A 22795-nucleotide genomic window follows, 5' to 3' on the forward strand; every position below is an offset into this window, starting at 1 on the left:
ACCAGAGAATTGATTGCGTGTCCCTCTCTGGTTTCCAAATATCCCCGCCGGAGGCATGAAGTCATTCGCGGGCGCGCAGCACGCGCGCCGGGCGGGCGTTGATCGGGCCCCAGGCAAAAGCGATGCCCGCGACGAGCGTCGCGAGAATGCCACCTGCAACGATGCCGAGGGCCGAAGGCCACATCACGGCGTAATCGGTCTCCATCACGAAGCGGCTGACTGCCCATCCTCCGGCGATGCCTGCCGCCAATGCGACGAGGCCGGCGCAGAGGCCCAGAAGTGCCGCGCGCAGGGTGAAGCTGAGAAAGATCATGCGTCGCTCGGCGCCCAGAGTGCGCAGGATCGCCGCCTCAAAGGTGCGTGCCCCGGTGCCCGCAGCGGCGGCACCGATCAGCACCAGAAACCCCGTCAACAGGGTTGCGGCGGCACCATAGGACGTGGCGGCGGCGATGCCCGACAGCACCTCAGCGACACGGTCTATGGCGTCTCGGACGCGGATTGCGGTGATGTTGGGATAGCGGTTGGCGAGATCGCGCAGGATGCGGGCCTCCGCCTCGGGCTCGGCATAGACGGTCGAGATGAAGGTATGCGGCGCACCGGCCACCGCCGCGGGGTTCATGGTCAGCACGAAGCCGATGCCGGCGGTCGAGAAGTCGACCTCGCGGAAGCTGGCGATGGTTCCGGTGATGTCGCGCCCGAGGACGTTCACGGTAAGGGTGTCGCCGATCTCGAGGCCCAGTTCCTCGCCCTCTTCGGCAGCGAAGCTGATGAGCGGCGGGCCGTCGTAGTCCGTCGGCCACCAGTCGCCTTCGGTCAGGAAACTGTCCTCGGGCAGATCGCCGGCGTACGTGATGCCGCGGTCGCCGCGCACCACCCAGTGATCGCCGGCGACCTCGCGGGCAGGCTGGCCGTTGATCTGGGTGATGACGCCGCGCATCATCGGCGCGGACTGGACGCGGCGCACGGCGGGGTCCGAGGTCAGGCGCTCCGTGTACCCGTCCATCTGGTCCTGCTGGATGTCGACGAAGAAATAGGAGGGCGCCACGTCCGGCAGGTTGCCCTGGATGGTAGTGCGCAAGTTGCCGTCAATCTGACCGATGGCGGCGAGCACGGCGAGGCCCAGCCCGAGCGAGAGGACGACCGAGGTGGTGCCCTCGCGCGGTCCGGAGATCGCCGCGAGTGCCCAGCGCAGGCGCGGATGTCCGCGCGCGGCCCGTGCGCCGCGGCGCGAGAGCCAGCGCACCAGCAGGGAAGCCGCGACCAGCAGCGCGAGCGCGCCGGCGATTCCGCCAGCCATCCAGAGCGTCAGGCGCCAGGTGCCCGAGAACAGCCCCGCGAAGCCTACCAGAAGCGCCAGCGCCAGCGCCGCCGCCGCGAGGTAGCGCGGTGCCGGCAGCAACCGGCCGGTGCCCAACGCATCGCGAAAGAGGGCCGCGGCGCGGATGTCTTCGGCGCGCGCTAGCGGCCAGAGCGTGAAGAGGAAGGCCGTCAACAGACCGTAGAGCGCCGCTTCGCCCAGAGGGCGCGGGTAGAAGGCGAATTCGGACGGCACCGGCAGGCGGGCCTCGATCAGCGGGGATAGCAGCACGGGAATTCCGCCGCCCAGCACGAGGCCCAGGGCAATACCCAAGAGCGACAGGGCGCCGATCTGTAGAAAGTAGGTCTGGAAAATCGTCGCCCGGTCCGCCCCCAGCGTGCGCAGCGTCGCGATGACGCCGGTCTTGCCGGCGAGGTAGGCGCGCACCGCGGCCGAGACGCCGACTCCGCCCACCGCGAGGCCCGACAGACCGACGAGCACCAGGAAGGCGCCAAGGCGCTCTACGAACCGCTGCACGCCGGGCGCGCCGTTGCGACTGTCGCGCCAGCGCAGGCCGGCATCGGCGAACCGCGCCTGCAGGTCCGCCTCGAGCGCGTCGAGATCGGCGTCTTCAGGGAGCATCAGCCGGTAGTCGGTGTCGAACATCGCGCCCGCGTCAAGCAGCGTCGAGCCTTCCAGGGCATCGGTGCGCAGGATGGTGCGCGGGCCGAGGCTGAATCCGCCGGCCGCGCTGTCGGGTTCGCGCACGAGGATCGCCGAGAGGCGGTAGTCCTTGACGCCGAGCCGGAAACTGTCGCCCGCAGCAAGCCCCAATCGGTCGGCGAGCACGCGTTCCATGACCGCGCCGGGAACGCCGTCGGCCTCCGCCAGCGCCTCGCCAAGTGGCATCGGCGGGTCGAGTTCGACCGATCCGATCAGGGGATAGGCGTCGTCGACCCCCTTGATCTGCGTAAGACCACGCTCGGCGCTGTCGCCGTCACCCACCACCGCCATCGAGCGGAACTCGACGATGCCGGACATGGCGATGGAATTGGCCTGCATCCAGGCCAGCTCCTCGTCGTTCGCGTAGCGGTAGGTGATGTCGACTTCGGCGTCACCGCCGAGCAGGGCGGCCCCTTCGCGGGCCAGCCCCGTCTCGATGCTCGTGCGGACCGTGCCCACTGCCGCGATTGCCGCCACGCCCAGCGCAAGGCAGGCCAAAAAGATACGGAACCCGCGCAAGCCGCCGCGCAGCTCTCGCCGGGCGAATGTCGCCGCCAGACGCAGGCTCATTCCGCGGCGGCCCGTTCCGGTTCGACGACCCGGCCGTCGGCAAGCCGGATGACCCGGTCGCAGCGCGCGGCAAGGCTGCGCGAATGCGTGACCAGGACCAGTGTCGCCCCGTGGCGGTCGCGCAACCCGAAGAGCAGGTCCATGATGGCGGCCCCGTTGGCGCCGTCGAGGTTGCCGGTGGGTTCGTCCGCAAGCAGGATCTCGGGCCGCGGCGCCGAGGCGCGGGCGAGCGCCACGCGCTGCTGCTCGCCACCCGAGAGCTGCGAGGGGTAGTGTCCGGCCCGGTGGGCGAGACCCACCGCTTCGAGTTCGGACTGCGCTTGGTCGAAGGCGTCACGCGCGCCGGCAAGTTCCAGCGGCGTCGCCACGTTTTCAAGCGCCGTCATGGTCGGGATCAGATAAAATGACTGGAAGACGACCCCCATGTGCGCGCGGCGGAAACGGGCGAGCGCATCCTCGTTCATCGCCGTGAGATCGCGACCCAGCGCCGTGATCTCGCCGCCGGTCGCGCGTTCGAGGCCGCCCATCAGCATCAAGAGCGAGGACTTTCCGGAGCCCGATGGTCCGATCAGCCCCAGTGTCTCGCTACGGGCAACTTCAAGCGAGATTCCGTGCAGGATGTCGACCCGCCCGGCATTGCCATCCAGCGACAAAGCCGCATTTCTGAGCGAGAGGACTGGATCGGACATACAGCGCAACCTTATCTTGGGTTTCCGTTGGATATGGAGTTTGGTGCGTCATGCGCAAGGCAATCGGCAGTTTTGTCACGGTTTTCTGGCTTTCGGCTTCGGCCGTGGCGGCGGAAGAGGTGGTCATCGCGGCGCTGGGCGACAGCCTGACCCAGGGCTACGGGCTGAACGAGGGGCAGGGGTTCGTGCCGCAGCTTCAGGCCTGGCTCGACGCGAACGGAGCCGATGTCCGGCTGCTCAACGCCGGCGTCTCCGGCGATACCACGGCGGGCGGGCTGGCCCGGGTCGACTGGACCCTGACGCCCGAGGTCGACGGCATGATCGTGGCGCTGGGCGGGAACGACATGCTGCGCGGCGTGCAGCCGACGACCAGTCGCGCGAACCTCGACGGCATCCTGGCCGCGGCGTCCGAGGCCGATGTCGAGGTTCTTCTGGTCGGCATGCAGGCGCCGGGCAACTACGGGCCTGATTACAAGCGGGATTTCGACGCGATGTACCCCGAGCTTGCCGAGACCTACGACGCGCTGCTGTTTGCCGATTTCTTCGAGGGTCTCGGGGTCGAGAACGGCGATCCGGCCTCGGTCCGGGCCCTGATGCAGCCGGATGGCATTCATCCCGGCGCCGAAGGGGTATCGCGTATCGTCGAGGCGATGGGACCGGCGGTGCTCGACCTCGTGGCGCGACTGCAGGACTGACGCGGTGCCGGGTCGGTTTTTCCTGACCTCTCCGATCGCCGAGCTTGCTGCAACGCTTGGCGCCGATCCCTCAACGGTCGCTGACGAGTCGCCACGGTCCAACATCGCTCCGGGTCAGGAGATCGTGACGCTCGACGGTGACGGGCTGGCGCGGCGGCGCTGGGGGATCATCCCGGTGGGCCGCGTGAACGCGCGCGGCCGCCCGGTGATGGAAACCATCGTGAACGCACGCTCGGAAACCGTGTTCGACAAGACTGCCTTCGAAGGTACCGGGCGGGCGGTCGTGCCGGTGAACGGCTGGTACGAATGGACCGGAGAGAAACGGCGCAAGACGGCCTGGGCGATCCGGTCCAAGTCCGACCCGTTCCTGTTCTTCGCCGCGATAACGGACACTTGGTCCGCGCCGGGCGGACAGCAGGTGATGCAGGTCGCTCCGGTGACCTGCGAACCCTCCGCCGACGTGCGCGACATCCATCACCGCATGGGTGTTCTGCTGCGGGTCGCAGATATCCCGACATGGCTTTCGGGGAGCCCTGAGGAGGTCCGCCCACTGATGCGCCCGTGGCCCGACGGGACCCTGCGGGTGGATGCCGCAGACGATGTCGACTGGAATGCGCCCTGAGCTGCGGATGCAAAACGGGCGACGCCAGCAGCGCCGCCCGCATGATCCGGGAGTGCGGAGCGACCGATCCGGTCAGCGCAGTTCGATGTTGCCGACGCTTTCGCGGCCGTCGCGGCCCGACTCGATCTCGAAATTAACCTTCTGGTTGTCGGTCAGCCCGCTAAGACCGGCACGCTCGACGGCGGAGATGTGGACGAAGATGTCCTTGCCTCCTCCATCCGGAGCGACGAAGCCGTACCCCTTGTTCGGATTGAACCACTTGACGGTTCCAGTAACCATTTTGGCGATCTCCCAATGCGCGTTGCCCGCTGGATGCGGCAACCCTGGCCTTGCAAGAGCAAATCGAGGTCTGAATTCTGGCGTCCAGCGATCGATCGGACTTCCATGCGCAACCCATGATGGACCGAACGCGCCTGCGCGCAAGTAAATTTCTGATGACGCGCCCGCCACGCCGATTCCCGCCTGCGTTGTGCCAATGCCGATTACGCGGGGCAAGCGGCGAGACGCCTATGTCAAACTACATATCCCTTGGACGTCGGAACGCGGTTGGGGCCCCAATCCATGGTTCCGCGCACCGAAATCGGCCGGGACACGGCCGTTGCGCCGAGAATTAAGGCACGTCCTGCGCTGCACGCGATTCCCGGCTTCCACAAGAATTTTACCAGTTGATAAAAAAATGAAACCGTGAGAGCGTTTTCACCAAACAAGACTTATCAACAGGGAAATGGCATGGCGCAGGACCAGTTCACGCCGGGAATCGTGGCCGGACGAATCGAATCGCAGGCTCTTTCGGAGGGGTTTGCCGATCTTCATCCACCGCTCGACGCGCACGAGGCGCTCGTTGCCGCGGACCGGTGCTATTTCTGCCACGACGCGCCTTGCGTGACCGCCTGTCCCACCGATATCGACATTCCGCTCTTCATTCGCCAGATCGCCACCGGTACGCCTGACGCGGCGGCAAAGACGATCCTGACCCAGAACATCATGGGCGGCATGTGCGCCCGGGTCTGCCCGACCGAGACCCTGTGCGAGGAGGCCTGCGTGCGTGAAGTGGCCGAGGGCAAGCCGGTTCTCATCGGACAGCTTCAACGCTACGCGACCGATCACCTGCAAGAGCAGGGGACGCACCCGTTCACGCGGGCCGCGCCGACCGGAAAGCGCGTCGCCGTCGTCGGCGCGGGGCCGGCAGGGCTGGCCTGTGCGCACCGGCTGGCGATGCTGGGCCACGACGTCACGGTCCACGACGCGCGGCCGAAGCCGGGCGGGCTCAACGAGTACGGTATTGCCGCCTACAAGACCCCGGACGGGTTCGCCCAGGCGGAAGTCGACTGGCTGCTGCAGATCGGGGGCATCGAGATCCATAGCGCAAGCGCCCTTGGCCGCGACGTGACACTCGAGGCGCTTCGGTCCGAGTTCGATGCCGTCTTTCTCGGCATGGGCCTTGGTGGCGTGAACGCTCTGGGCGCCGAGGGCGAGGATCGCGCGGGCGTGGGTGACGCTGTGTCCTTCATTGCCGAGTTGCGGCAGGCCTCGGACCTCGCGAACCTGCCCGTTGGGCGTGACGTGGTCGTGATCGGCGGCGGCATGACGGCCGTGGATGCGGCCGTGCAGGCCAAGCTGCTGGGCGCGCTGAACGTCACGCTGGTCTACCGGCGCGGTCGCGAGCGGATGAACGCCAGCCGCTTTGAACAGGACCTGGCCGCCTCGAAAGGGGTCCGCATCGTCACCCACGCGGTGCCGAAAGCTGTGATCGGCAATGGCGCGGTGCGCGAGATCGAATTCGACTACGTCGACGATGCCATGCAGCCCACCGGCGAGACGCTGAGGCTTGCCGCTGACCAGGTCTTCAAGGCCATCGGTCAGACGCTGGAGGGCGACGGCCTGCCGGAGCTGGAGCGCGGCAAGATCAAGGTGGACGCCACTGGGGCGACGTCGCTGCCCGGGGTCTGGGCCGGCGGTGACTGCGCGCTCGGAGGGGACGACCTGACCGTGACGGCCGTTGCCGAGGGGCGCGATGCCGCGATGGCGATCCATTCCGCGCTGATGCGCTGACGTGCTAGGCTGAGCCATCCGGAGGGAAGAGAGGCGATGAGCGGGCCGGACCATGACATCCAAGAGCATTACGGGCAGGACGGTCTCTTCGAACGCCTGCTGTCCATGCTCGAAGCGGCGGGCGTCCCGCGCGACCAGTTGTCCGCAGAGCATCTCAAGGCGGTGGACGAGTTTCACATCGGCGGCGTCAAGGCGACCGAGGTGCTGCTCGATCCACTCAACATCGGGCCGGGAACACCGGTGCTGGACATCGGGTCGGGCATCGGTGGCCCCGCGCGTTTCATGGCCGCGCGCTACGACGCCACCGTGACGGGCGTCGACCTGACGCCGGCATACGTCGACACCGCGGCGCGGCTGACCCAAGCGGTTGGACTGGAGGTGAGGTTCGTAGAGGGCAGCGCGCTCGACCTGCCGTTCGAACCCGACAGCTTCGATGTGGCGACGCTGATCCACGTCGGGATGAACCTGCCTGACAAGCCGAGGCTCTTTGCGGAAGCCGCGCGCGTTCTCGCGCCCGGCGGCACCTTCGCGGTCTATGACGTCATGCGCTTCGGGACACACCCGGAGTTTCCCTTGCCCTGGGCCGCGACACCCGTGGCCTCGTTTCTCGAGACGCCGGACACGTACCTCGACGCGGCGCGCGCCGCAGGCTTCACGCTCGCGCATCGCGCCGACCGGGGCGAGGTCGCGAAAAGCTTCTTCGCCGAGATGCAGGCGCGCATGGCAAGCGGCAGCGGCCCCGCCGTCGGGCTACCGGTGCTGATGGGAGACACCGCGCCGCAAAAGGTGGCCAACATGGTGGCAGCGGTCAACGCGGGCGCGATCCAGCCCGTTGAAATGGTTTTCAGGAAGGGCACTTAGCCCGTCGGGAGAGAAAAATGGCAGATCTTCGCTCGGAATTCGTCGGTATCAAGTCGCCTAACCCGTTCTGGCTGGCCTCCGCGCCGCCGACGGACAAGGAATACAACGTCCGCCGCGCCTTCGAGGCCGGCTGGGGCGGCGTGGTCTGGAAGACGCTGGGGCTCGACCCGCATATCGTGAACGTGAACGGCCCGCGCTATGGCGCCGTCTTCGGGGCCGACCGCCGCCTGATGGGGCTCAACAACATCGAGCTGATTACCGACCGTCCGTTGCAGGTGAACCTCGACGAGATCAAGGCGGTCAAACGCGACTATCCGGACCGGGCGCTGATCGTGTCGCTGATGGTGCCTTGCGAGGAAGCGCCCTGGCAGCAGATCCTGGCGCAGGTCGAGGACACCGGCGCGGACGGTGTCGAACTGAACTTCGGCTGTCCGCACGGCATGTCGGAACGCGGCATGGGATCGGCCGTGGGTCAGGTTCCGGAATACATCGAGATGGTCACGCGCTGGGCCAAGGCCAACACCCGCATGCCGGTCATCGTCAAGCTCACGCCCAACATCACCGACATCCGCAAGCCCGCCGAGGCGGCCAAGCGTGGCGGGGCCGATGCGGTATCGCTGATCAACACCATCAACTCGATCACCTCGGTCGATCTCGATCTCTTCGCGCCCGAGCCCACGATCGACGGCAAGGGCGCGCATGGCGGTTATTGCGGGCCGGCGGTCAAGCCAATCGCGCTCAACATGGTGGCCGAGATCGCGCGGTCGCCGGACCTGTCGGACATGCCGATCTCGGGCATCGGCGGCATCACCACATGGCGCGACGCCGCCGAGTTCATGGCGCTGGGTGCGGGCAACGTGCAGGTCTGCACGGCGGCCATGACCTACGGGTTCCGGATCGTGAAGGAGATGATCTCGGGCTTGGGCGAGTACATGGATGAGAAGGGCTTCGCCTCGGTCGACGAACTGGTCGGGCGGGCGGTGCCGAACGTGACCGACTGGGCGCAGCTCAACCTCAACTACGTCGCCAAGGCGCGGATCGACCAGGACCTCTGCATTTCCTGCGGGCGCTGCTATGCCGCCTGCGAGGACACCTCGCATCAGGCGATCGCGATGTCCGAGGACCGCACCTTCACCGTGATCGATGAGGAATGCGTGGCCTGCAACCTCTGCGTCAACGTCTGCCCGGTCGAAGGCTGCATCGACATGGTGCCGATGAGCCCGGGCGAGATCGACCCGCGGACCGGCCGGACGGTCGAGCCGGACTACGCCAACTGGACGACGCACCCGAACAACCCGATGGCCAAGGCCGCGGAATAGGGCGTTCAGCCGTCCTCGGTCTTCAGGATCGGGGCGGTCGGCAGCGGGTTGGGCGCGGGGAACTGCGCCTTGCGCTCGGCCGCGCGTTCGGCACTGGCGCGGGCCTCGGCCTTGGCTTCCTGCGCCGACGCCAGCTGATCTTCGAGCGCGGCGACACGGGCCGCGCTGGCCTCCGCGCGCTTGCGCTCGACCTTCACGGCGTCGTTCTGTGCCGCTTCGGTGCGGGCCTTCTCGCGGGATTCGGCGACCTGCCGACGCATCTCGCCGACATGCTCCGACCGGGCCTGCGCATCGACCACCGATTTCGGGGTCGGTCGTTGCGGCACCACCGAGGCCTTCTCGCGCGACATGCGCATCGCCAGCCGGTCCGAGCCGCCGTCGCGGGTTCCGTTGCCGGCGCCCGAGCCGGACTGCCCGGTCGAGGTGCCGGGGCCGTCGCTGCCAAGCGACTTGCCAATCGGCGCCGGCGCCTGCAGGGCGTTCGGCGGTCCGTCAAAACCTGGTGCCGCAACTGGCTGCGGCGCGTAGGGATTCAAAAGGGAAATTGCGGTCATCGACCCCTCCACTCCACTCGATCACGTCGGTGCCCACCACCGTCCAATCATTTAGGACCGGTAAATCCTAACGCGGGCTTAAGGCGGTGCGGAATCGCGCCACGAGGTTAACGGCTCTGCGGGTTCGCGGGTTCGAGAAGGCGCGTGAACAGCGTGACGAGGTATTGCTCGGCATCCGCGTCCGCCGCGTCGGTATCGGCCAGCAGCACGCCGACCTGGGCCGAGAAATCGGCATAGTGCTGCGTCGTCGCCCAGATCGAGAAGACAAGGTGGCGCGGGTCGACCGGGCGCAGGTGGCCCGCATCCATCCAGCGTCCGATCAGCGCGCATTTCTCGTCGAAAAGCGGCCTCAGCCCGGCTTCGAGATGCGGGCGGATACGCGGTGCGCCCTGGATGATCTCGCCCGCGAAGAGCCGGCTCTCGCGCGGCAGGTCGCGGGCCATGCCGACCTTGCGCCGGACGTACTCCAGGATCTCGGGCAGCGGATCGCCATCCGGGTCGAGGGCGCGCAAAGGATCGAGCCAGGTGTCCATCAGGCGGTTCAGCAGCGTGACGTGGATCTCTTCCTTGCCGTCGAAGTAGTAGAGGATGTTCGGCTTGCTCAGCCCGGCCTCGGCCGCGATCTGGTCGAGCGTGGCGCCACGGTAGCCGTGGCGCGAGAACACTTCAAGGGCGGCATCGAGGATCCGGCGGCGGTTGCGGGTCTGGATTCGGCTGGGTTTCTTGGCGGCGCCGTCAGGCATCGGGCAAATCTCCGGTCTCGGGCCTGCTGCAAATTTCAGCGCGGCCGTGTATCGTGCCTGTGGCTGCGGAACATGGCTCCAAAGCAAATCTTGACAGGCACCATGCTAGCCGCAATCGTGTCTTTACCAAATGGTAAAAATTGACCGCGGGCGCAAAACGCGGCGAGGGGAGACGACAGGGCATGACAGCACCCGGACAGAACATGAAGGTTGATGGCGACCGGCTGTGGGACAGCCTCATGGAAATGGCCAAGATCGGTCCCGGTGTCGCGGGCGGGAACAATCGCCAGACAGTGACCGACGCAGACGGTGAGGGGCGCGCGCTGTTCCAGTCCTGGTGCGAAGCGGCGGGGTGCACGATGGGCCTCGACCAGATGGGCAACATGTTCGCCCGGCGCGAGGGCACGGACCCGGACGCGCTGCCGGTCTATGTCGGCAGCCACCTCGACACCCAGCCCACGGGCGGCAAGTACGACGGCGTGTTGGGCGTGCTGGGCGGGCTCGAGATCATCCGCACGCTGAACGACCTCGACATCCGCACCCGGCACCCGATTGTCGTGACAAACTGGACGAACGAGGAAGGCACGCGGTTCGCGCCGGCGATGCTGTCCTCGGGCGTCTTCGCGGGCGTGCACACGCAGGATTGGGCCTATGCGCGCGAGGATGCGCAAGGCAAATCCTTTGGCGATGAACTCGAACGGATCGGCTGGAAGGGCTCGGAAGAGGTCGGTGCGCGCAAGATGAAGGCGTTCTTCGAATTGCACATCGAGCAGGGGCCGATCCTCGAAGCCGAGGGCAAGGATATCGGTGTCGTCACCCACGGGCAGGGGCTGAGCTGGACCCAAGTGACGGTAACCGGCAAGGACAGCCACACCGGGTCCACCCCGATGCCGATGCGCAAGAACGCCGGTCTCGGGATGGCGCGAATCCTCGAGAGTGTCGACGAGATCGCCTGGTCGCACAAGCCGCACGCCGTCGGTGCGGCGGGCCATATCGAGGTGCATCCGAACTCGCGCAACGTGATCCCGGGCAAGGCCATCTTCACAGTCGATTTCCGTTCGCCGGATCTGGCGGTGATCGAGGACATGGAGGCGCGCCTGCGCGACGCGGCGCAGAAGATCTGCGACGACATGGGCCTCGAGGTCGCCTTCGAGAAGGTCGGCGGGTTCGACCCTGTGGAATTCGACGAGACCTGCGTCGCCGCGGTGCGCAATGCCGCGGAACGCCTTGGCTACAGCCACATGAACCTGATCTCGGGCGCCGGGCACGACGCCTGCTGGATCAACCGCGTGGCCCCGACGGCAATGGTGATGTGCCCCTGCGTCGACGGGCTGAGCCACAACGAGGCCGAGGAGATCTCGAAGGCGTGGGCGGCGGCCGGTGCGGAGGTGCTGCTGCACGCTGTCGTCGAGACGGCGGAGGTAACGGAGGGATGACCGCGGGCGCCTCAGCCGAATACCTGCAGGAATTCGGCCCGGGATATTCCGAAAATTCCGACGCCGGTTCGGGAGATACCGGTTGACCGGGCGGCCGGTTTCAGCGCGAGCGCGGATCGACGCGCTGATCGCGGCGGAGCTGCGCGACGCCGCGGCCGGCGCGGACCGGTATCTCAAGCGCACGGCGCAGGATTTCGAGTTGGCCCGCGAGGCGCCGCGCGAACTCGAGGTGAATTTTTCCGGTGGGATCACCCGGCGCTGCTGGAGCGTGACGGGCGGCGACGGCACCTACCGCGTCATCTACCTGCCGCAGGCCGATTACTTCTCGCTCTGCGTCGAGAGCGATTTCGGGCCGCTGGACATCGGTGTGCACGGTTCGGCGCTGGGGTGTTTCGGATCGGTCTGAGGGGGCGCTGCCCCCGTCCCTGCGGGACTCCCCCGGGATATTTTGGAACCAGAGAAGCGGCGGTGCCGCCAGAGACGGGAGAGATGCGATGAGCAAGGTGATCAAGGGCGGGACGGTCTGCACGGCAGACCGGGCCTGGCAGGCGGACGTGCTGATCGAAGGCGAGACGATCAGCCGGATCGGCGAGGATCTGAAAGGTGGCGAATACATCGATGCCGAGGGCGCCTACGTGATCCCCGGCGGCATCGACCCGCACACCCATCTCGAGATGCCCTTCATGGGTACGACGGCGGCGGAGACCTTCGAAAGCGGGACCTGGGCGGCCGCGGTCGGCGGCACGACGATGATCGTCGATTTCTGCCTGCCGGGGGCGGACGGGTCGATCAAGAACGCGATCGAGGAGTGGCACCGCAAGTCGGCGCCGCAGATCTGTTCCGATGTCGGTTACCACATGGCGATCACCGGCTGGAACGAGACGGTCTTCAACGAGATGAAGGATGCCGTCGATATGGGCGTCAACTCCTTCAAGCATTTCATGGCCTACAAGGGCGCGCTGATGGTCGAGGACGACGAGATGTTCGCCTCGTTCCAGCGTTGTGCCGAGCTCGGCGCTTTGCCGATGGTGCATGCCGAGAACGGCGACGTAGTGGCAGCACTGCAGGAGAAATACTTCAACCTCGGCATGACGGGCCCCGAGGCGCATGCCTATTCGCGTCCGCCGGAGGTCGAGGGAGAGGCGGCGAACCGGGCGATCATGATCGCCGATGCGGCCGGTGTGCCGCTCTACATCGTGCACGTCTCCTGCGAGCAGGCGCACGAGGCGATCCGGCGCGCGCGCCAGAAAGGCATGCGGGTCTACGGCGAGCCGCTGATCCAGTTCCTGACGCTCGACGAAAGCGAGTACTTCAACACCGACTGGGACCATGCAGCACGGCGCGTGATGTCGCCGCCGTTCCGCTCGAAGGATCACCAGGACAGTCTCTGGGCCGGTTTGCAGTCGGGATCCCTGCAGGTGGTGGCCACCGACCATGCCGCCTTCACCACCGAGCAGAAGCGCGCCGGCAAGGACGATTTCCGGATCATCCCGAACGGGTCCAACGGGCTCGAGGAGCGCCTGGCCGTGCTCTGGACGCAAGGGGTCGAGACCGGGCGGCTGACGCCGAGCGAGTTCGTCGCGGCGACCTCGACCAACGTCGCCAAGATCCTCAACATCTACCCGCGCAAGGGCGCGCTGGTGGAAGGGGCGGATGCCGACATCGTGGTCTGGGATCCGAAGATCTCGAAGACGATCAGCCCGTCGAACCACCACTCGGTGCTCGACTACAACGTCTTCGAAGGTTTCGAGGTCACGGCCCAAAGCCGCTTTACGCTGAACCGGGGCGAGGTGATCTGGGCCTGGGGCCAGAATTCGCAGCCGAACCCGGGACGCGGGCGGTTCATTCCGCGCCCGGCGTTCTCCTCGGCGGCCAAGGCGCTGTCGAAGTGGAAGGAGCTCAATGCGCCCAAGATGATCCATCGCGATCCGCTGAACATCCCGGCCGGAATCTGAGGCGGGATGGCGGACGGCAGCGGGACGGAGATCGGCGTGACGGAGACGGCAATCGCGGCGCGGGGGTTGAACCTGACCTTCCAGACGGGGGACGGGCCGGTGCATGCGCTCAAGGACGTCGACCTCGAGATCGGCAAGGGCGAGTTCGTGAGCTTCATCGGGCCCTCGGGCTGCGGCAAGACCACCTTCCTGCGGGTGATGGCCGATCTCGAACAGCCCACCAGCGGCAGCGTCACCGTGAACGGTGCAAGCCCCGAGGAGGCGCGCCGCGCGCGTGCCTATGGCTATGTCTTCCAGGCGGCGGGGCTCTATCCGTGGCGGACGATCGGCGGCAACATCCGCCTGCCGCTCGAGATCATGGGGTACGCGAAGGCCGAGCAGGACGCGCGGGTGGCGCGGGTTCTTGACCTGGTCGATCTTGAAGGCTTCGAAAAGAAGTATCCCTGGCAGCTGTCGGGCGGCATGCAGCAGCGCGCGTCGATCGCCCGGGCGTTGAGCTTCGACGCCGACATCCTGCTGATGGACGAACCGTTCGGCGCGCTCGACGAGATCGTGCGCGATCACCTCAACGAGCAGCTTCTCAAGCTGTGGGACCGGACCGGCAAGACCATCGCCTTCGTGACCCATTCGATCCCCGAGGCGGTCTTCCTGTCGACGCGGATCGTGGTCATGTCGCCACGCCCGGGTCGAATCACAGACGTCATCGACAGCCCGCTGCCGCGCGAACGCCCGCTCGACATCCGGGACACGCCTGAGTTTCTCGAGGTCGCCCACCGGGTACGCGAAGGGCTGCGCGCGGGGCACTCCTATGACTGAGGCCAGGTCGTGACACGGACCCTGCTTCCGGTGCTGACGGTGGTCGCGGCGATCGTCGCGATCTGGTATGCCGCCGCGATCTGGCTCAACGCGCCCTGGGCGCTCGACAGCGCGGCGCGGGCCGACCGTGAGCTGGGGTTCTCCGAACTCGTCGCCGATACATGGTCGCAGGACAAGCCCAAGCTGCCCGCCCCGCACCAGGTGGCGGTCGAGGTCTGGGACACCACGGTGGAAAAGAAGATCACGTCGAAACGCTCGCTGGTCTACCACGCCTGGATCACGCTCAGCGCCACGCTTGCGGGGTTCGCGCTGGGCACGCTGCTGGGCATCGCGCTGGCGGTCGGCATCGTCTACAACCGGACGATGGACATGTCGGTGATGCCCTGGGTCATCGCCAGCCAGACCATCCCGATCCTCGCCATCGCGCCGATGATCATCGTCGTGCTGAACGCCGTGGGGATTTCGGGCCTGCTGCCCAAGGCGGTGATCTCGATGTACCTGTCGTTTTTCCCGGTGGTCGTCGGCATGGTGAAGGGGCTGCGCAGCCCAGATGCGATGCAGCTCGACCAGATGCGGACCTGGAACGCCAGTGCGCAGCAGACCTTCTGGAAGCTGCGGTTGCCGTCCTCGATGCCTTATCTCTTCACTTCGCTGAAAATCGGCGTCGCGGCCTCGCTGGTCGGGGCAATCGTCGGAGAGTTGCCGACCGGTGCTGTGGCCGGGCTTGGCGCGCGCCTGCTGGCGGGCAGCTACTACGGCCAGACAATCCAGATCTGGTCGGCGCTCTTCATGGCCGCGGCGCTGGCGGCGGCGCTGGTGGCGCTGATCGGGCTGGTGCAACGCGTCACGCTCGAGCGCATGGGGATGGCGCGATGACCGGCTGGGTGATCTTCGCACTTGGCGCATGGGCGCTGGGCTGGGCTGCCAATTCCCGGCTCTCGCGTCTTCCACCGTCGCGGCTGATCTCGCTGCTTGTCCCGGCGATCTTCGGTCTGACCCTGATCGCGGTCTGGGAAGGCCTCGTGCGTGGTTTCGGCATCAGCCCGGTCCTGTTGCCTGCCCCCTCGGCCATCGCCCAACGCATGGCGACCTCGCTGCCGATCCTGTGGGAGGACTTCGTGCAGACCGTCATCAAGGGCGCGCTTTCGGGATATGTCATCGGCTGCGGCGCGGCCTTTCTCACGGCCATCGCCGTTGACCGCTTCCCGTTCCTGCAGCGGGGCCTTCTGCCCGTGGGCAATTTCGTCGCCGCTCTGCCGATCATCGGTATGGCCCCAATCCTGGTCATGTGGTTCGGCTTCGACTGGCAGTCGAAGGCTGCCGTCGTCGTGGTCATGGTCTTTTTCCCTATGCTGGTGAACAGCGTGCAGGGCTTGCAGGCGACCGACCCGATGCAGCGCGACCTGATGCGCACCTATGCCGCGGGCTACTGGCCGACACTTCTGAAGCTGCGCCTGCCGGCTGCCATGCCCTTCATCTTCAATGGGCTCAAGATCGCCTCGACCCTTGCCCTGATCGGCGCCATCGTGGCCGAATTCTTCGGCTCGCCCGTGCGCGGTATGGGGTTTCGCATCTCGACCTCGGTCGGACAGCTTGCGCTGGATCTCGTCTGGGCGGAGATTGTCGTGGCGGCACTCGCCGGCTCGGCGTTTTACGGGGCCGTGGCCCTGATCGAACGGGCGGTGACCTTCTGGCACCCGTCCCAACAACACTGAAAAAAAATCGAAGACCAACAAGGAGAGACACCATGACAAACAAGACACTCGGCGCCGCGGCACTCGCGGTCGCGTTCTGGGGCGGGCAGGCACAGGCCGCCGACGAAATGACGCTGCAGCTGAAATGGGTCACGCAAGCCCAGTTCGCGGGCTACTACGTGGCGCTCGAGAACGGTTTCTACGAGGAAGAAGGGCTCGACGTGACGATCAAGCCGGGCGGGCCCGACATCGCGCCGGTGCAGGTCCTGCTTGGCGGCGGTGCGGACGTGATGGTCGACTGGCTTCCGTCGGCACTTGCCGCGCGCGAAAAGGGCGCACCCATCGTGAACATCGCGCAGCCCTTCGCATCCTCGGGGCTGATGCTGACCTGTCTGAAAGAGCACGAGATCAATTCGCCCGCCGACTTCCCGGGCCACACGCTGGGCACCTGGTTCTTCGGCAACGAGATCCCGCTTTTTTCCTGGATGGGCAAGCTCGGCTACCCGACGGACGGCTCGGAAGGCGGCGTGACGATCCAGAAGATCAACTTCAACGTCGATCCGCTGCTCCAGAAGCAGGTCGAGTGCGCTACCACCATGACCTACAACGAATACTGGCAGGTCATCGACGCAGGACTCACGCCCGAAGACCTGGTGGTCTTCAAGTACGAGGACGAAGGCATCTCGACGCTCGAGGACGGGCTCTACACGACCGAGGAAAAGCTTTCGGACCCGGCCGAGGTCGACAAACTGGCGCGGTTCGTCCGCGCTTCGATGAAGGGCTGGAAATGGGCCGAAGAGAACCCGGACAAAGCCGCCGAGGTCGTGCTGGAATACGACGAGACGGGCGCGCAGACCGAAAAGCACCAGAAACGCATGATGGGCGAGATCGCGAAACTGACCGAAGGCTCGGACGGCCGGCTCGACGAGGCGGCCTTTGACCGCTCGGTTCAGATCACCATGGAAGGCGGCATGATCACGAAAGAACCGGAGGGTGCCTTTACGCACGACATCACGGACAAGGCGCTGAACTGACAGTAAGCTTCTGCGAAGTATAAAGGGGCGGCAGGGATTCTGCCGCCCCTTTCTCAATCCGGGGTGCGGATGGATCGGACTTTCCGGCGCGGCAGACGACCGCTCGCCGGTCGAGCGATGGCGATTGCCTGCAGAAAGTCAGAGTACCGTGACCACCGTTCCGATCGGCACACGCTCGTAAAGGTCGATCACATGCGCGTTGAGCATCCGGATGCAACCGTTCGAGACTGACTGGCCGATGCTTTGCGGTTCGGTGGTGCCGTGAATGCGGAAGAAGGTATCCCGTCCGTCCTGAAAGAGGTAGAGCGCGCGTGCCCCGAGCGGGTTGGTCGGACCGCCCGGCTGCGCCTCTTCGTTGCCTACGAAGCGCTGGTAGAGCACCGGGTCCCGCTCGATCATCTCGTCGGTGGGCCGCCACGTCGGCCATTCCTTCTTGACGTCGATCGAGGCGACACCCTGGAACTGCAGGCCGGCACGCCCGACGCCGACGCCGTAGCGGATCGCCTCGCGCTGGTCGGTGACGAAGTAGAGGTAGTAGCGCCGCGGCACGACCAGCATCTGGCCCGGCAGAAAGTCTTTCTTGATCCGCACGTATTGCGGGCGCGGGTCGAACGGTTTTGCCTCGGCCTCGACGATCCCCGGGAGAACAGTCGTGGCGAGAGCGCTGGCTAGGAAGGTACGTCGATGCATGTCTGGCTCCGGCTGAACTGCTGAAACAACTTCATTTTCTGCGAACTGTTCCGGTTTTGGCAAGTCCGGGAACGCAAAAACCGGCGCTCCGTCAGGAAACGCCGGTCTCTATCACGTCCGCGATGGGACGATCCCTTCAGAGAAGGGCGAGGTTCGATGCCGATTCGCGGCCGTCGCGGCCGGCTTCGATGTCGAAAGACACCTTCTGATTGTCGGCAAGACCGGTCAGCCCGGCACGTTCGACGGCAGAGATGTGCACGAACACGTCCTTTTTGCCGCCGTCCGGCGCGATAAAGCCGAAGCCCTTCGTAGTGTTGAACCATTTCACGGTGCCAGTGGCCATTCCGTGGTCTCCTTGATCTGTGCCATCCGCGTTGGTGCGATGGCTCGGCGCGTCGGTCTGGATCGAAACCTGATCGCCTTTGGGGGAGACAGAGGGTCGACGTAGAATAACGGTAGCAGCAGCCGTTATGGCGCTTTCGGCGGTCTGATGCAAGGGCGGACACCCGGCCGTCAGGCCACTTGGGAGCCGGTGTCCTCCTCGGCCTGCCGCGCACGGAGGTGGTCCGCGGTCTGTTTGTCGGCTGCCGCGTCCTCTTCCCAGGACCGGATCGCTGCCTCGAGTTCGCGGCGCGCGGCGGCGTCCGCCGCGCGGCTTTGCTGCATCGCCCCGACTACGAGCATGATGGCGGATATGCCGGTACCGACGACGGCATAGACGGCAAGCGCGCCCAGAAAGCTGGCGCCGAAGGCAAACCAGCTCAGAAGAAAGCTCGCAAAACCGAAGATGCCGCCAACGAGCACCGAAACGACCGCCATGACCTGACCCCTTTGCCTGCCCGACATGTCTAGAGACGCGCCGTTAAGGCTTGATGAAGAGCCCAGACGGTTTTTTGACCGGTCGCCGGGTCGCGGAACGCGGCGCGGCGATTCGCTCGGGATCCGGGCCTCGCCGCGTGCGTGCGACCTGGGGTAGTCGGAACAAAACCGGTGGTGGCGGGTTCGATCCGTGACCGAACGTCACGAGAGCGATGTTAACGTTCTCAGCCCTCGATTGTGATGAAAATCACAGACGGTGAAGCTGGCGGGAGTTAGTATTGGTACATGGTCCGGAGAATTAGTCCGGATTGGTAAATGGAGAACGAGTGATGACTTCTCATGACGTAATCGATTATTTCCAACCGACCCGCAAACGTCCCGACATCAGATTGCGCCGCCGCCCTGCAGGCCGCGTTCCGGGTCCGGTCAGCCCCACCGACTGGCAGTTCACCGACTGGGCTTCGATCTAAGCGTCGACGGTTCCTCCCCACCGATCGTCGCCATCGCCTCGCCGGACTTTCCGGCGGGGCCTTTTCCGAAGGCGTGTCGGAGGGAGACCATTTCCGACCCCACGGAAGTTCGGCAAAAGGCCGTGACATCGCGCGACCCCGACGTATGATCCGCGCCATGGAACTGATAGCATTCGACCACGTCAACGTCCGGACCGCGAAACTCGACGAGATGATCGACTGGTACGGCGACGTCCTCGGGCTCGCGCCGGGAAAACGACCTGACTTCCCGTTTCCGGGCGCATGGCTCTATCTCGGCAACCAGCCTTACATCCATCTCGTCGATGCGCCGTCCGCGCGCGCCGGCGGCGGAGACATAACGCTTGAGCATTTTGCCTTCCGCGCGACTGGCCTGCCGGAATTTCGCAAAAAGCTGCAGGCGCGGGGGATCGAGCACAGCGTCGATCCGGTGCCGGGGTTCCCGATCGTGCAGGTCAACCTGCACGACCCCGAAGGCAACCACATCCACATCGACTTCGATGCGTCGGAACATTCCGAAGACACCTGAGACCGACCTCATCACGAGCATCGTCAATCGCGGTGGACCTCGGCCCTGCGCCCATTTGCGCGCCGAAAATCCCGTAACACCAAATTAACCACGATCACCCAAGGATGCGCGCAGGAGGTGATCACCTTGGCTCGCATCGGACTTATTGCGCTGACCGTCTGGCTCTGGCTGGCGATGCCGGTACTGGCCGGGGCGTGGATGCGCGAGGAGGGCACAGGGTTCTTCTCCAGCAGCATTGAGCATGACGGCAAGGAGCAGGGAAACGCGAGCACCTACCTCGAGTTCGGTGCCCGCCCCGACCTGACCGTGGGCGCAGACCTATCGATCGAGCTTTTCCCCGAAAGTACCAGCACGAGTTACGCCGGGTTCTTCCTGCGCCGCCCGCTGGGCAATGCAGAAGGCACGCATCGGTGGGCGTGGCGGCTTGGCGCCGGGGTCGCTTGGGACATGGAGGTGACGCAGCCCTATCTCGAAACCGGCCTGCACTGGGGGCGCGGGATCGAACTTTGGCAGCGCTACGGCTGGGCCGCCATCGACGGCACGATCAAGTGGGAGACGATGACGGGCGACCAGATCGTCAAGCTCGACAGCACGCTCGGGCTTGGCGTGAGCGAGCGGCTGAAGGGCATGATGCAGCTGTTTCTCGAGTACGATCAGGAGACCACGGTGACCAAGGTCGCGCCCTCGGTGCTCTGGGAGCCTGAGGGGTTCGGCGGGTTCACCTTCCAGTTCGGCGCTGTGATCGAAAGCGGGGCGGAGGACCGCCCGACGCTCAAGCTGGGGATCTGGCGCGAGTTCTGAACCTCAGACGTCGATGCGCAGGGTCGCCTGCACCTCTCCGCGCAGGGCCTCGCCCCAGGTCAGGTGTGCTTCGGCCCCACCGGTGCCCATCGCCGGCGACACGTTCGGGGCGACGTTGCGCGTCAGCCCGAGCCCTGTCTGGAGCGGGCCGTGCGGCACCACGGCATCGACCGAGCGGACTTCGGCACCGAACGGCAATAGCCCCGCGCTGTCGATCACCCATGTCTCCGCCTCGGTGGATTGCACATGGCGCAGATGCAGCGGGTTCGAAATCTGGGTCGTCACGTTGTGAAAGGAGTTCTGCGCGAAGGTGACGTCCTTGAACCGCGTGAAGTCCATCGCGGCGATGCCGTCGTCGATCTTCTCGACCCGGTCGATGCCGCTCTCCTGCGTGCGGAAATGGTTGCCGGTGATCGTAACCCCGGCCAGGAAGTGTCCCGGACCGTAGGGCTTCACGACGATGTAGGTGAACCACGATGCGACGTCGGAAGACAGGAAGATGTTATTCGACAGGGTCAGGGCGGAGAACGAGAATTCGCTGGAGAATTCGGGGTTCGCGTCGCGCTCGTTCGTCCACTCGACATAGCAGTTGTCGACGTAATTCCCCGTCACCACCGACAGGATATGCGATTTGGCAAGGATCAGTCCGGCGCTGCGGATGCCGCCCGGCACACCGTCGCCCTGGAAGAAGTGATTGCCGGTGACGATGTTGTGCCCGCCGCCCAGTAGGGCGAAGTGACGGAACCGGGTGGCACGGTTGTCCCGCAGCTTGACGTCGTTGGAGTTTGCGTTGAGCGCGATGCTCACGCGGTCCGCCACATCGAGGCTGTCCTCGGAGGACAGGAACTGGCAGCGGTCGACATGCAGCCCCTGGCACCCCGTTCCGCAGGAGGTCAGGCCCCGGTCGCGCGGACGTGCGATGCTGCAGTCCTGAAGCTGAAAGACGATGCCCGCGGGGGCCAGAAGCACGCCGTTGGCGATGCTGTTGCACTGCAGCTCGAGATCGGCCAGCACGAACTTGCTGAGCGCCGAGAAGCCCGAGAAATCCAGCATGTAGCGATGGCGGGTGAAGGTGTAGGTCTGGGTGCCCTCGGCGTCGTGCAGCGCGGCGCTCAACGTCACTTCCTGCGCGCCGACGTTGACCGCGCGTACGTAGACCTCGCGCCCCACGCCGGCACCGGTGACCAGCGCGCCCACCTCGACATTGGCGACGTTGACGACGTTCGAGAGCACCTTGTTGCTGGCGCTCGAATAGGTCGCTTGTGAGGTCACCACGCTCTTGTCCCAGGCACTGTCGCCCTGCGCCTCGAGCTGGCCGTTGCGGATCACGCGGCGCGTGGCATAGCTGTCGCGGTTGGGAACGGCAGCCTGCATGTCGATGGGGGCCGTGACCGCCACCTTGCGCCCGCAAAGGTCGAACGTGTCGTGGTCGGCATTGTTGAGCAGCGCCTGGAACCCCTTGCGAAAGGCGGTTTCCTCGGTGCCGAAGGCCGCGAGGTAGTGGCGGAAGTCGAAATTGCCGCGCAAAAAAAGGATCGCGGAGGTCGGCATCGACACCGTCCCTTCGAAACGCGTCGGTGCATCGAAGGTCACGTCGGAGTTCAGCCGGTACGTGCCTTTCGGGATCAGCACGGTGCGGCCGTTCGCGGCGAGGTTCGCAGCCTCGAAGGCCGTGTCGTCGGTACTGCCGTCCCCGACCGCTCCGAAGTCGCGCACGTCGACCACAGACAGCATGTCGCGCAGGAAGGCCGAAGTAACATCCTCGATGACAAGGTCGTCGATACGGACAACGCCGCCGGTCTGACCGGTAAGGTCGATCCCGAAATGCCCGTAAAGCGCGGAGGGCCCCCAGACCATGTCGACGCCGCCCCGCAGTCCGGCACCGACGATCGCGCTGACCTCGGTGATCTGGCCGTAGGCGGTCAACGCGACGCTCGGTCCGGTCACGGTCACGCCGGGGACCGCCACGCCGCCCGCGCCGCCCGCGAAGGCCGCGATGCGCACCGAAGGCAGGTTGCCGCTGATCGCCTTCACGCGGGCTGTTATGCGCAGGTAGCAGCCGGGCAGGATCGGCGTTTCGCCCATGTAGCGCAGCCGCTCTGTCCCGGCGGACTTGAGCAGTTCCAGGCAGCCCCCGAAATCCTGATCGGCCGGCACGAAGGCAGCATTTGCCGCCGCCGAATAGGTGTCTGACCCCGGCGTCCCGTCGCCGCTGGACCAGACATCGAGCCCGCCGGCAAAAGGCGGAGGCATCAGCTGTACGCCGTCGGTGATCGCCTTGTTCATGAACCTTCCCTCGCCCCCGTGACAGTGCGCGCCCGGATCGCGGGCACGACATCGATTTCCCGGTCCCGGGGATGACCGGGACGGGACGCGGACATATCAAACGCGGGGTTAAGGTCGTCTCA

Annotated in this window: 23 protein-coding genes; 14 read left to right on the forward strand and 9 right to left on the reverse strand. The window is 65.9% G+C overall.

Translation table 11 applies throughout. The annotated features are described in order from the left end of the window. Positions 1-61 precede the first annotated feature (61 nt). Complete coding sequence (locus R5H30_RS10520) at positions 62-2590, reverse strand: ABC transporter permease (protein ID WP_318328244.1); 2529 nt, start codon at positions 2588-2590, stop codon at positions 62-64. After that, entirely contained in the window at positions 2587-3279 is a 693-nt protein-coding gene (locus R5H30_RS10525) for an ABC transporter ATP-binding protein (protein ID WP_318328245.1), read from the reverse strand. Before R5H30_RS10525 ends, R5H30_RS10520 begins: the two co-directional genes overlap by 4 nt. Positions 3280-3329: 50 nt before the next feature. Between R5H30_RS10525 and R5H30_RS10530 the strand changes: the two genes are divergently transcribed. Both R5H30_RS10530 and R5H30_RS10535 read left to right on the forward strand, forming a co-directional pair. After that, positions 3330-3974 (forward strand): arylesterase, encoded by a 645-nt coding sequence (locus R5H30_RS10530; RefSeq protein WP_318328246.1) that lies wholly within the window; start codon positions 3330-3332, stop codon positions 3972-3974. Between the two features lie 4 nt (positions 3975-3978). Further along, on the forward strand, positions 3979-4596 hold the full coding sequence (locus R5H30_RS10535) for an SOS response-associated peptidase (RefSeq protein WP_318328247.1): 618 nt from the start codon (positions 3979-3981) through the stop codon (positions 4594-4596). Between the two features lie 72 nt (positions 4597-4668). On the opposite strand, the gene R5H30_RS10540 is transcribed toward R5H30_RS10535, so the two are convergent. Next, on the reverse strand, positions 4669-4875 hold the full coding sequence (locus tag R5H30_RS10540) for a cold-shock protein (protein ID WP_318328248.1): 207 nt from the start codon (positions 4873-4875) through the stop codon (positions 4669-4671). A 450-nt stretch (positions 4876-5325) separates the two neighbouring features. On the opposite strand from R5H30_RS10540, the gene R5H30_RS10545 reads away from it, so the two are divergent. The 3 genes from R5H30_RS10545 to preA are packed head-to-tail and all read left to right on the forward strand — an operon-like array spanning position 5326 to position 8828. Then, the gene (locus R5H30_RS10545) at positions 5326-6648 is read left to right on the forward strand and encodes an NAD(P)-dependent oxidoreductase (RefSeq protein ID WP_318328249.1); all 1323 of its coding nucleotides are present in this window, start codon (positions 5326-5328) and stop codon (positions 6646-6648) included. A 36-nt stretch (positions 6649-6684) separates the two neighbouring features. Then, entirely contained in the window at positions 6685-7509 is an 825-nt protein-coding gene (locus tag R5H30_RS10550) for a class I SAM-dependent methyltransferase (RefSeq protein ID WP_318328250.1), read from the forward strand. 17 nt (positions 7510-7526) lie between these two features. After that, on the forward strand, positions 7527-8828 hold the full coding sequence (gene preA / locus R5H30_RS10555; RefSeq protein ID WP_318328251.1) for an NAD-dependent dihydropyrimidine dehydrogenase subunit PreA: 1302 nt from the start codon (positions 7527-7529) through the stop codon (positions 8826-8828). Positions 8829-8833: 5 nt separating this feature from the next. Here the strand turns inward: preA and R5H30_RS10560 are convergent, their stop codons facing one another. Continuing rightward, positions 8834-9382, reverse strand: coding sequence for a hypothetical protein (locus tag R5H30_RS10560; RefSeq protein ID WP_318328252.1), 549 nt, complete (start codon positions 9380-9382; stop codon positions 8834-8836). A 107-nt stretch (positions 9383-9489) separates the two neighbouring features. Beyond that, positions 9490-10125 carry a TetR family transcriptional regulator C-terminal domain-containing protein gene (locus R5H30_RS10565; RefSeq protein WP_318328253.1) on the reverse strand — a complete coding sequence of 212 codons (636 nt, stop codon included), beginning with the start codon at positions 10123-10125 and terminating at the stop codon, positions 9490-9492. A 182-nt stretch (positions 10126-10307) separates the two neighbouring features. On the opposite strand from R5H30_RS10565, the gene R5H30_RS10570 reads away from it, so the two are divergent. The 7 genes from R5H30_RS10570 (at position 10308) to R5H30_RS10600 (ending at position 17060) form a co-directional block, all read left to right on the forward strand. After that, the gene (locus tag R5H30_RS10570) at positions 10308-11561 is read left to right on the forward strand and encodes a Zn-dependent hydrolase (RefSeq protein WP_318328254.1); all 1254 of its coding nucleotides are present in this window, start codon (positions 10308-10310) and stop codon (positions 11559-11561) included. 82 nt (positions 11562-11643) lie between these two features. Beyond that, positions 11644-11967, forward strand: coding sequence for a type II toxin-antitoxin system RelE/ParE family toxin (locus R5H30_RS10575; protein ID WP_318328255.1), 324 nt, complete (start codon positions 11644-11646; stop codon positions 11965-11967). Between the two features lie 88 nt (positions 11968-12055). Then, complete coding sequence (gene hydA / locus R5H30_RS10580) at positions 12056-13516, forward strand: dihydropyrimidinase (protein WP_318328256.1); 1461 nt, start codon at positions 12056-12058, stop codon at positions 13514-13516. Positions 13517-13522: 6 nt separating this feature from the next. Continuing rightward, positions 13523-14332 carry an ABC transporter ATP-binding protein gene (locus R5H30_RS10585; RefSeq protein WP_318328257.1) on the forward strand — a complete coding sequence of 270 codons (810 nt, stop codon included), beginning with the start codon at positions 13523-13525 and terminating at the stop codon, positions 14330-14332. A 9-nt stretch (positions 14333-14341) separates the two neighbouring features. Further along, entirely contained in the window at positions 14342-15208 is an 867-nt protein-coding gene (locus R5H30_RS10590) for an ABC transporter permease (protein ID WP_318328258.1), read from the forward strand. Beyond that, a complete protein-coding gene (locus R5H30_RS10595; protein WP_318328259.1) occupies positions 15205-16047 on the forward strand; it encodes an ABC transporter permease in 843 nt (280 codons plus the stop codon). Before R5H30_RS10590 ends, R5H30_RS10595 begins: the two co-directional genes overlap by 4 nt. Positions 16048-16079: 32 nt before the next feature. Beyond that, positions 16080-17060, forward strand: a complete 981-nt coding sequence (locus R5H30_RS10600; protein ID WP_318328260.1) for an ABC transporter substrate-binding protein — start codon at positions 16080-16082, stop codon at positions 17058-17060. Positions 17061-17198: 138 nt separating this feature from the next. On the opposite strand, the gene R5H30_RS10605 is transcribed toward R5H30_RS10600, so the two are convergent. The 3 genes from R5H30_RS10605 to R5H30_RS10615 all read right to left on the reverse strand — a co-directional run bounded on the left by R5H30_RS10605 (position 17199) and on the right by R5H30_RS10615 (position 18569). Next, on the reverse strand, positions 17199-17750 hold the full coding sequence (locus tag R5H30_RS10605; RefSeq protein ID WP_318328261.1) for a L,D-transpeptidase: 552 nt from the start codon (positions 17748-17750) through the stop codon (positions 17199-17201). Positions 17751-17886: 136 nt separating this feature from the next. Further along, positions 17887-18093: a cold-shock protein gene (locus R5H30_RS10610; RefSeq protein ID WP_318328323.1), complete on the reverse strand. Its 207-nt coding sequence runs from the start codon at positions 18091-18093 to the stop codon at positions 17887-17889. Positions 18094-18263: 170 nt separating this feature from the next. Continuing rightward, positions 18264-18569 (reverse strand): hypothetical protein, encoded by a 306-nt coding sequence (locus R5H30_RS10615; protein ID WP_318328262.1) that lies wholly within the window; start codon positions 18567-18569, stop codon positions 18264-18266. A gap of 627 nt (positions 18570-19196) precedes the next feature. Between R5H30_RS10615 and R5H30_RS10620 the strand changes: the two genes are divergently transcribed. Further along, positions 19197-19586 carry a VOC family protein gene (locus R5H30_RS10620; protein ID WP_318328263.1) on the forward strand — a complete coding sequence of 130 codons (390 nt, stop codon included), beginning with the start codon at positions 19197-19199 and terminating at the stop codon, positions 19584-19586. 126 nt (positions 19587-19712) lie between these two features. Then, positions 19713-20387, forward strand: a complete 675-nt coding sequence (locus R5H30_RS10625) for a hypothetical protein (RefSeq protein WP_318328264.1) — start codon at positions 19713-19715, stop codon at positions 20385-20387. A 3-nt stretch (positions 20388-20390) separates the two neighbouring features. Here R5H30_RS10625 and R5H30_RS10630 read toward each other — a convergent pair whose 3' ends face one another. Beyond that, on the reverse strand, positions 20391-22673 hold the full coding sequence (locus tag R5H30_RS10630) for a glycosyl hydrolase family 28-related protein (RefSeq protein ID WP_318328265.1): 2283 nt from the start codon (positions 22671-22673) through the stop codon (positions 20391-20393). Positions 22674-22795 lie beyond the last annotated feature (122 nt).

It is taken from the genome of Roseobacter sp. FCG-D35 (assembly GCF_033436665.1).
Taxonomy (GTDB): domain Bacteria; phylum Pseudomonadota; class Alphaproteobacteria; order Rhodobacterales; family Rhodobacteraceae; genus JAWQFO01.

Coding starts and splice junctions, on each gene's coding strand:
- R5H30_RS10585 (WP_318328257.1), top strand. CDS start 13,523: ATGGCGGACGGCAGCGGGACGGAGATCGGCGTGACGGAGACGGCAATC.
- R5H30_RS10540 (WP_318328248.1), bottom strand. CDS start 4,875: ATGGTTACTGGAACCGTCAAGTGGTTCAATCCGAACAAGGGGTACGGC.
- R5H30_RS10550 (WP_318328250.1), top strand. CDS start 6,685: ATGAGCGGGCCGGACCATGACATCCAAGAGCATTACGGGCAGGACGGT.
- R5H30_RS10595 (WP_318328259.1), top strand. CDS start 15,205: ATGACCGGCTGGGTGATCTTCGCACTTGGCGCATGGGCGCTGGGCTGG.
- R5H30_RS10545 (WP_318328249.1), top strand. CDS start 5,326: ATGGCGCAGGACCAGTTCACGCCGGGAATCGTGGCCGGACGAATCGAA.
- R5H30_RS10525 (WP_318328245.1), bottom strand. CDS start 3,279: ATGTCCGATCCAGTCCTCTCGCTCAGAAATGCGGCTTTGTCGCTGGAT.
- R5H30_RS10570 (WP_318328254.1), top strand. CDS start 10,308: ATGACAGCACCCGGACAGAACATGAAGGTTGATGGCGACCGGCTGTGG.
- R5H30_RS10520 (WP_318328244.1), bottom strand. CDS start 2,590: ATGAGCCTGCGTCTGGCGGCGACATTCGCCCGGCGAGAGCTGCGCGGC.
- R5H30_RS10565 (WP_318328253.1), bottom strand. CDS start 10,125: ATGCCTGACGGCGCCGCCAAGAAACCCAGCCGAATCCAGACCCGCAAC.
- R5H30_RS10605 (WP_318328261.1), bottom strand. CDS start 17,750: ATGCATCGACGTACCTTCCTAGCCAGCGCTCTCGCCACGACTGTTCTC.
- preA (WP_318328251.1), top strand. CDS start 7,527: ATGGCAGATCTTCGCTCGGAATTCGTCGGTATCAAGTCGCCTAACCCG.
- R5H30_RS10630 (WP_318328265.1), bottom strand. CDS start 22,673: ATGAACAAGGCGATCACCGACGGCGTACAGCTGATGCCTCCGCCTTTT.
- R5H30_RS10530 (WP_318328246.1), top strand. CDS start 3,330: ATGCGCAAGGCAATCGGCAGTTTTGTCACGGTTTTCTGGCTTTCGGCT.
- R5H30_RS10610 (WP_318328323.1), bottom strand. CDS start 18,093: ATGGCCACTGGCACCGTGAAATGGTTCAACACTACGAAGGGCTTCGGC.
- R5H30_RS10615 (WP_318328262.1), bottom strand. CDS start 18,569: ATGGCGGTCGTTTCGGTGCTCGTTGGCGGCATCTTCGGTTTTGCGAGC.
- hydA (WP_318328256.1), top strand. CDS start 12,056: ATGAGCAAGGTGATCAAGGGCGGGACGGTCTGCACGGCAGACCGGGCC.
- R5H30_RS10560 (WP_318328252.1), bottom strand. CDS start 9,382: ATGACCGCAATTTCCCTTTTGAATCCCTACGCGCCGCAGCCAGTTGCG.
- R5H30_RS10600 (WP_318328260.1), top strand. CDS start 16,080: ATGACAAACAAGACACTCGGCGCCGCGGCACTCGCGGTCGCGTTCTGG.
- R5H30_RS10620 (WP_318328263.1), top strand. CDS start 19,197: ATGGAACTGATAGCATTCGACCACGTCAACGTCCGGACCGCGAAACTC.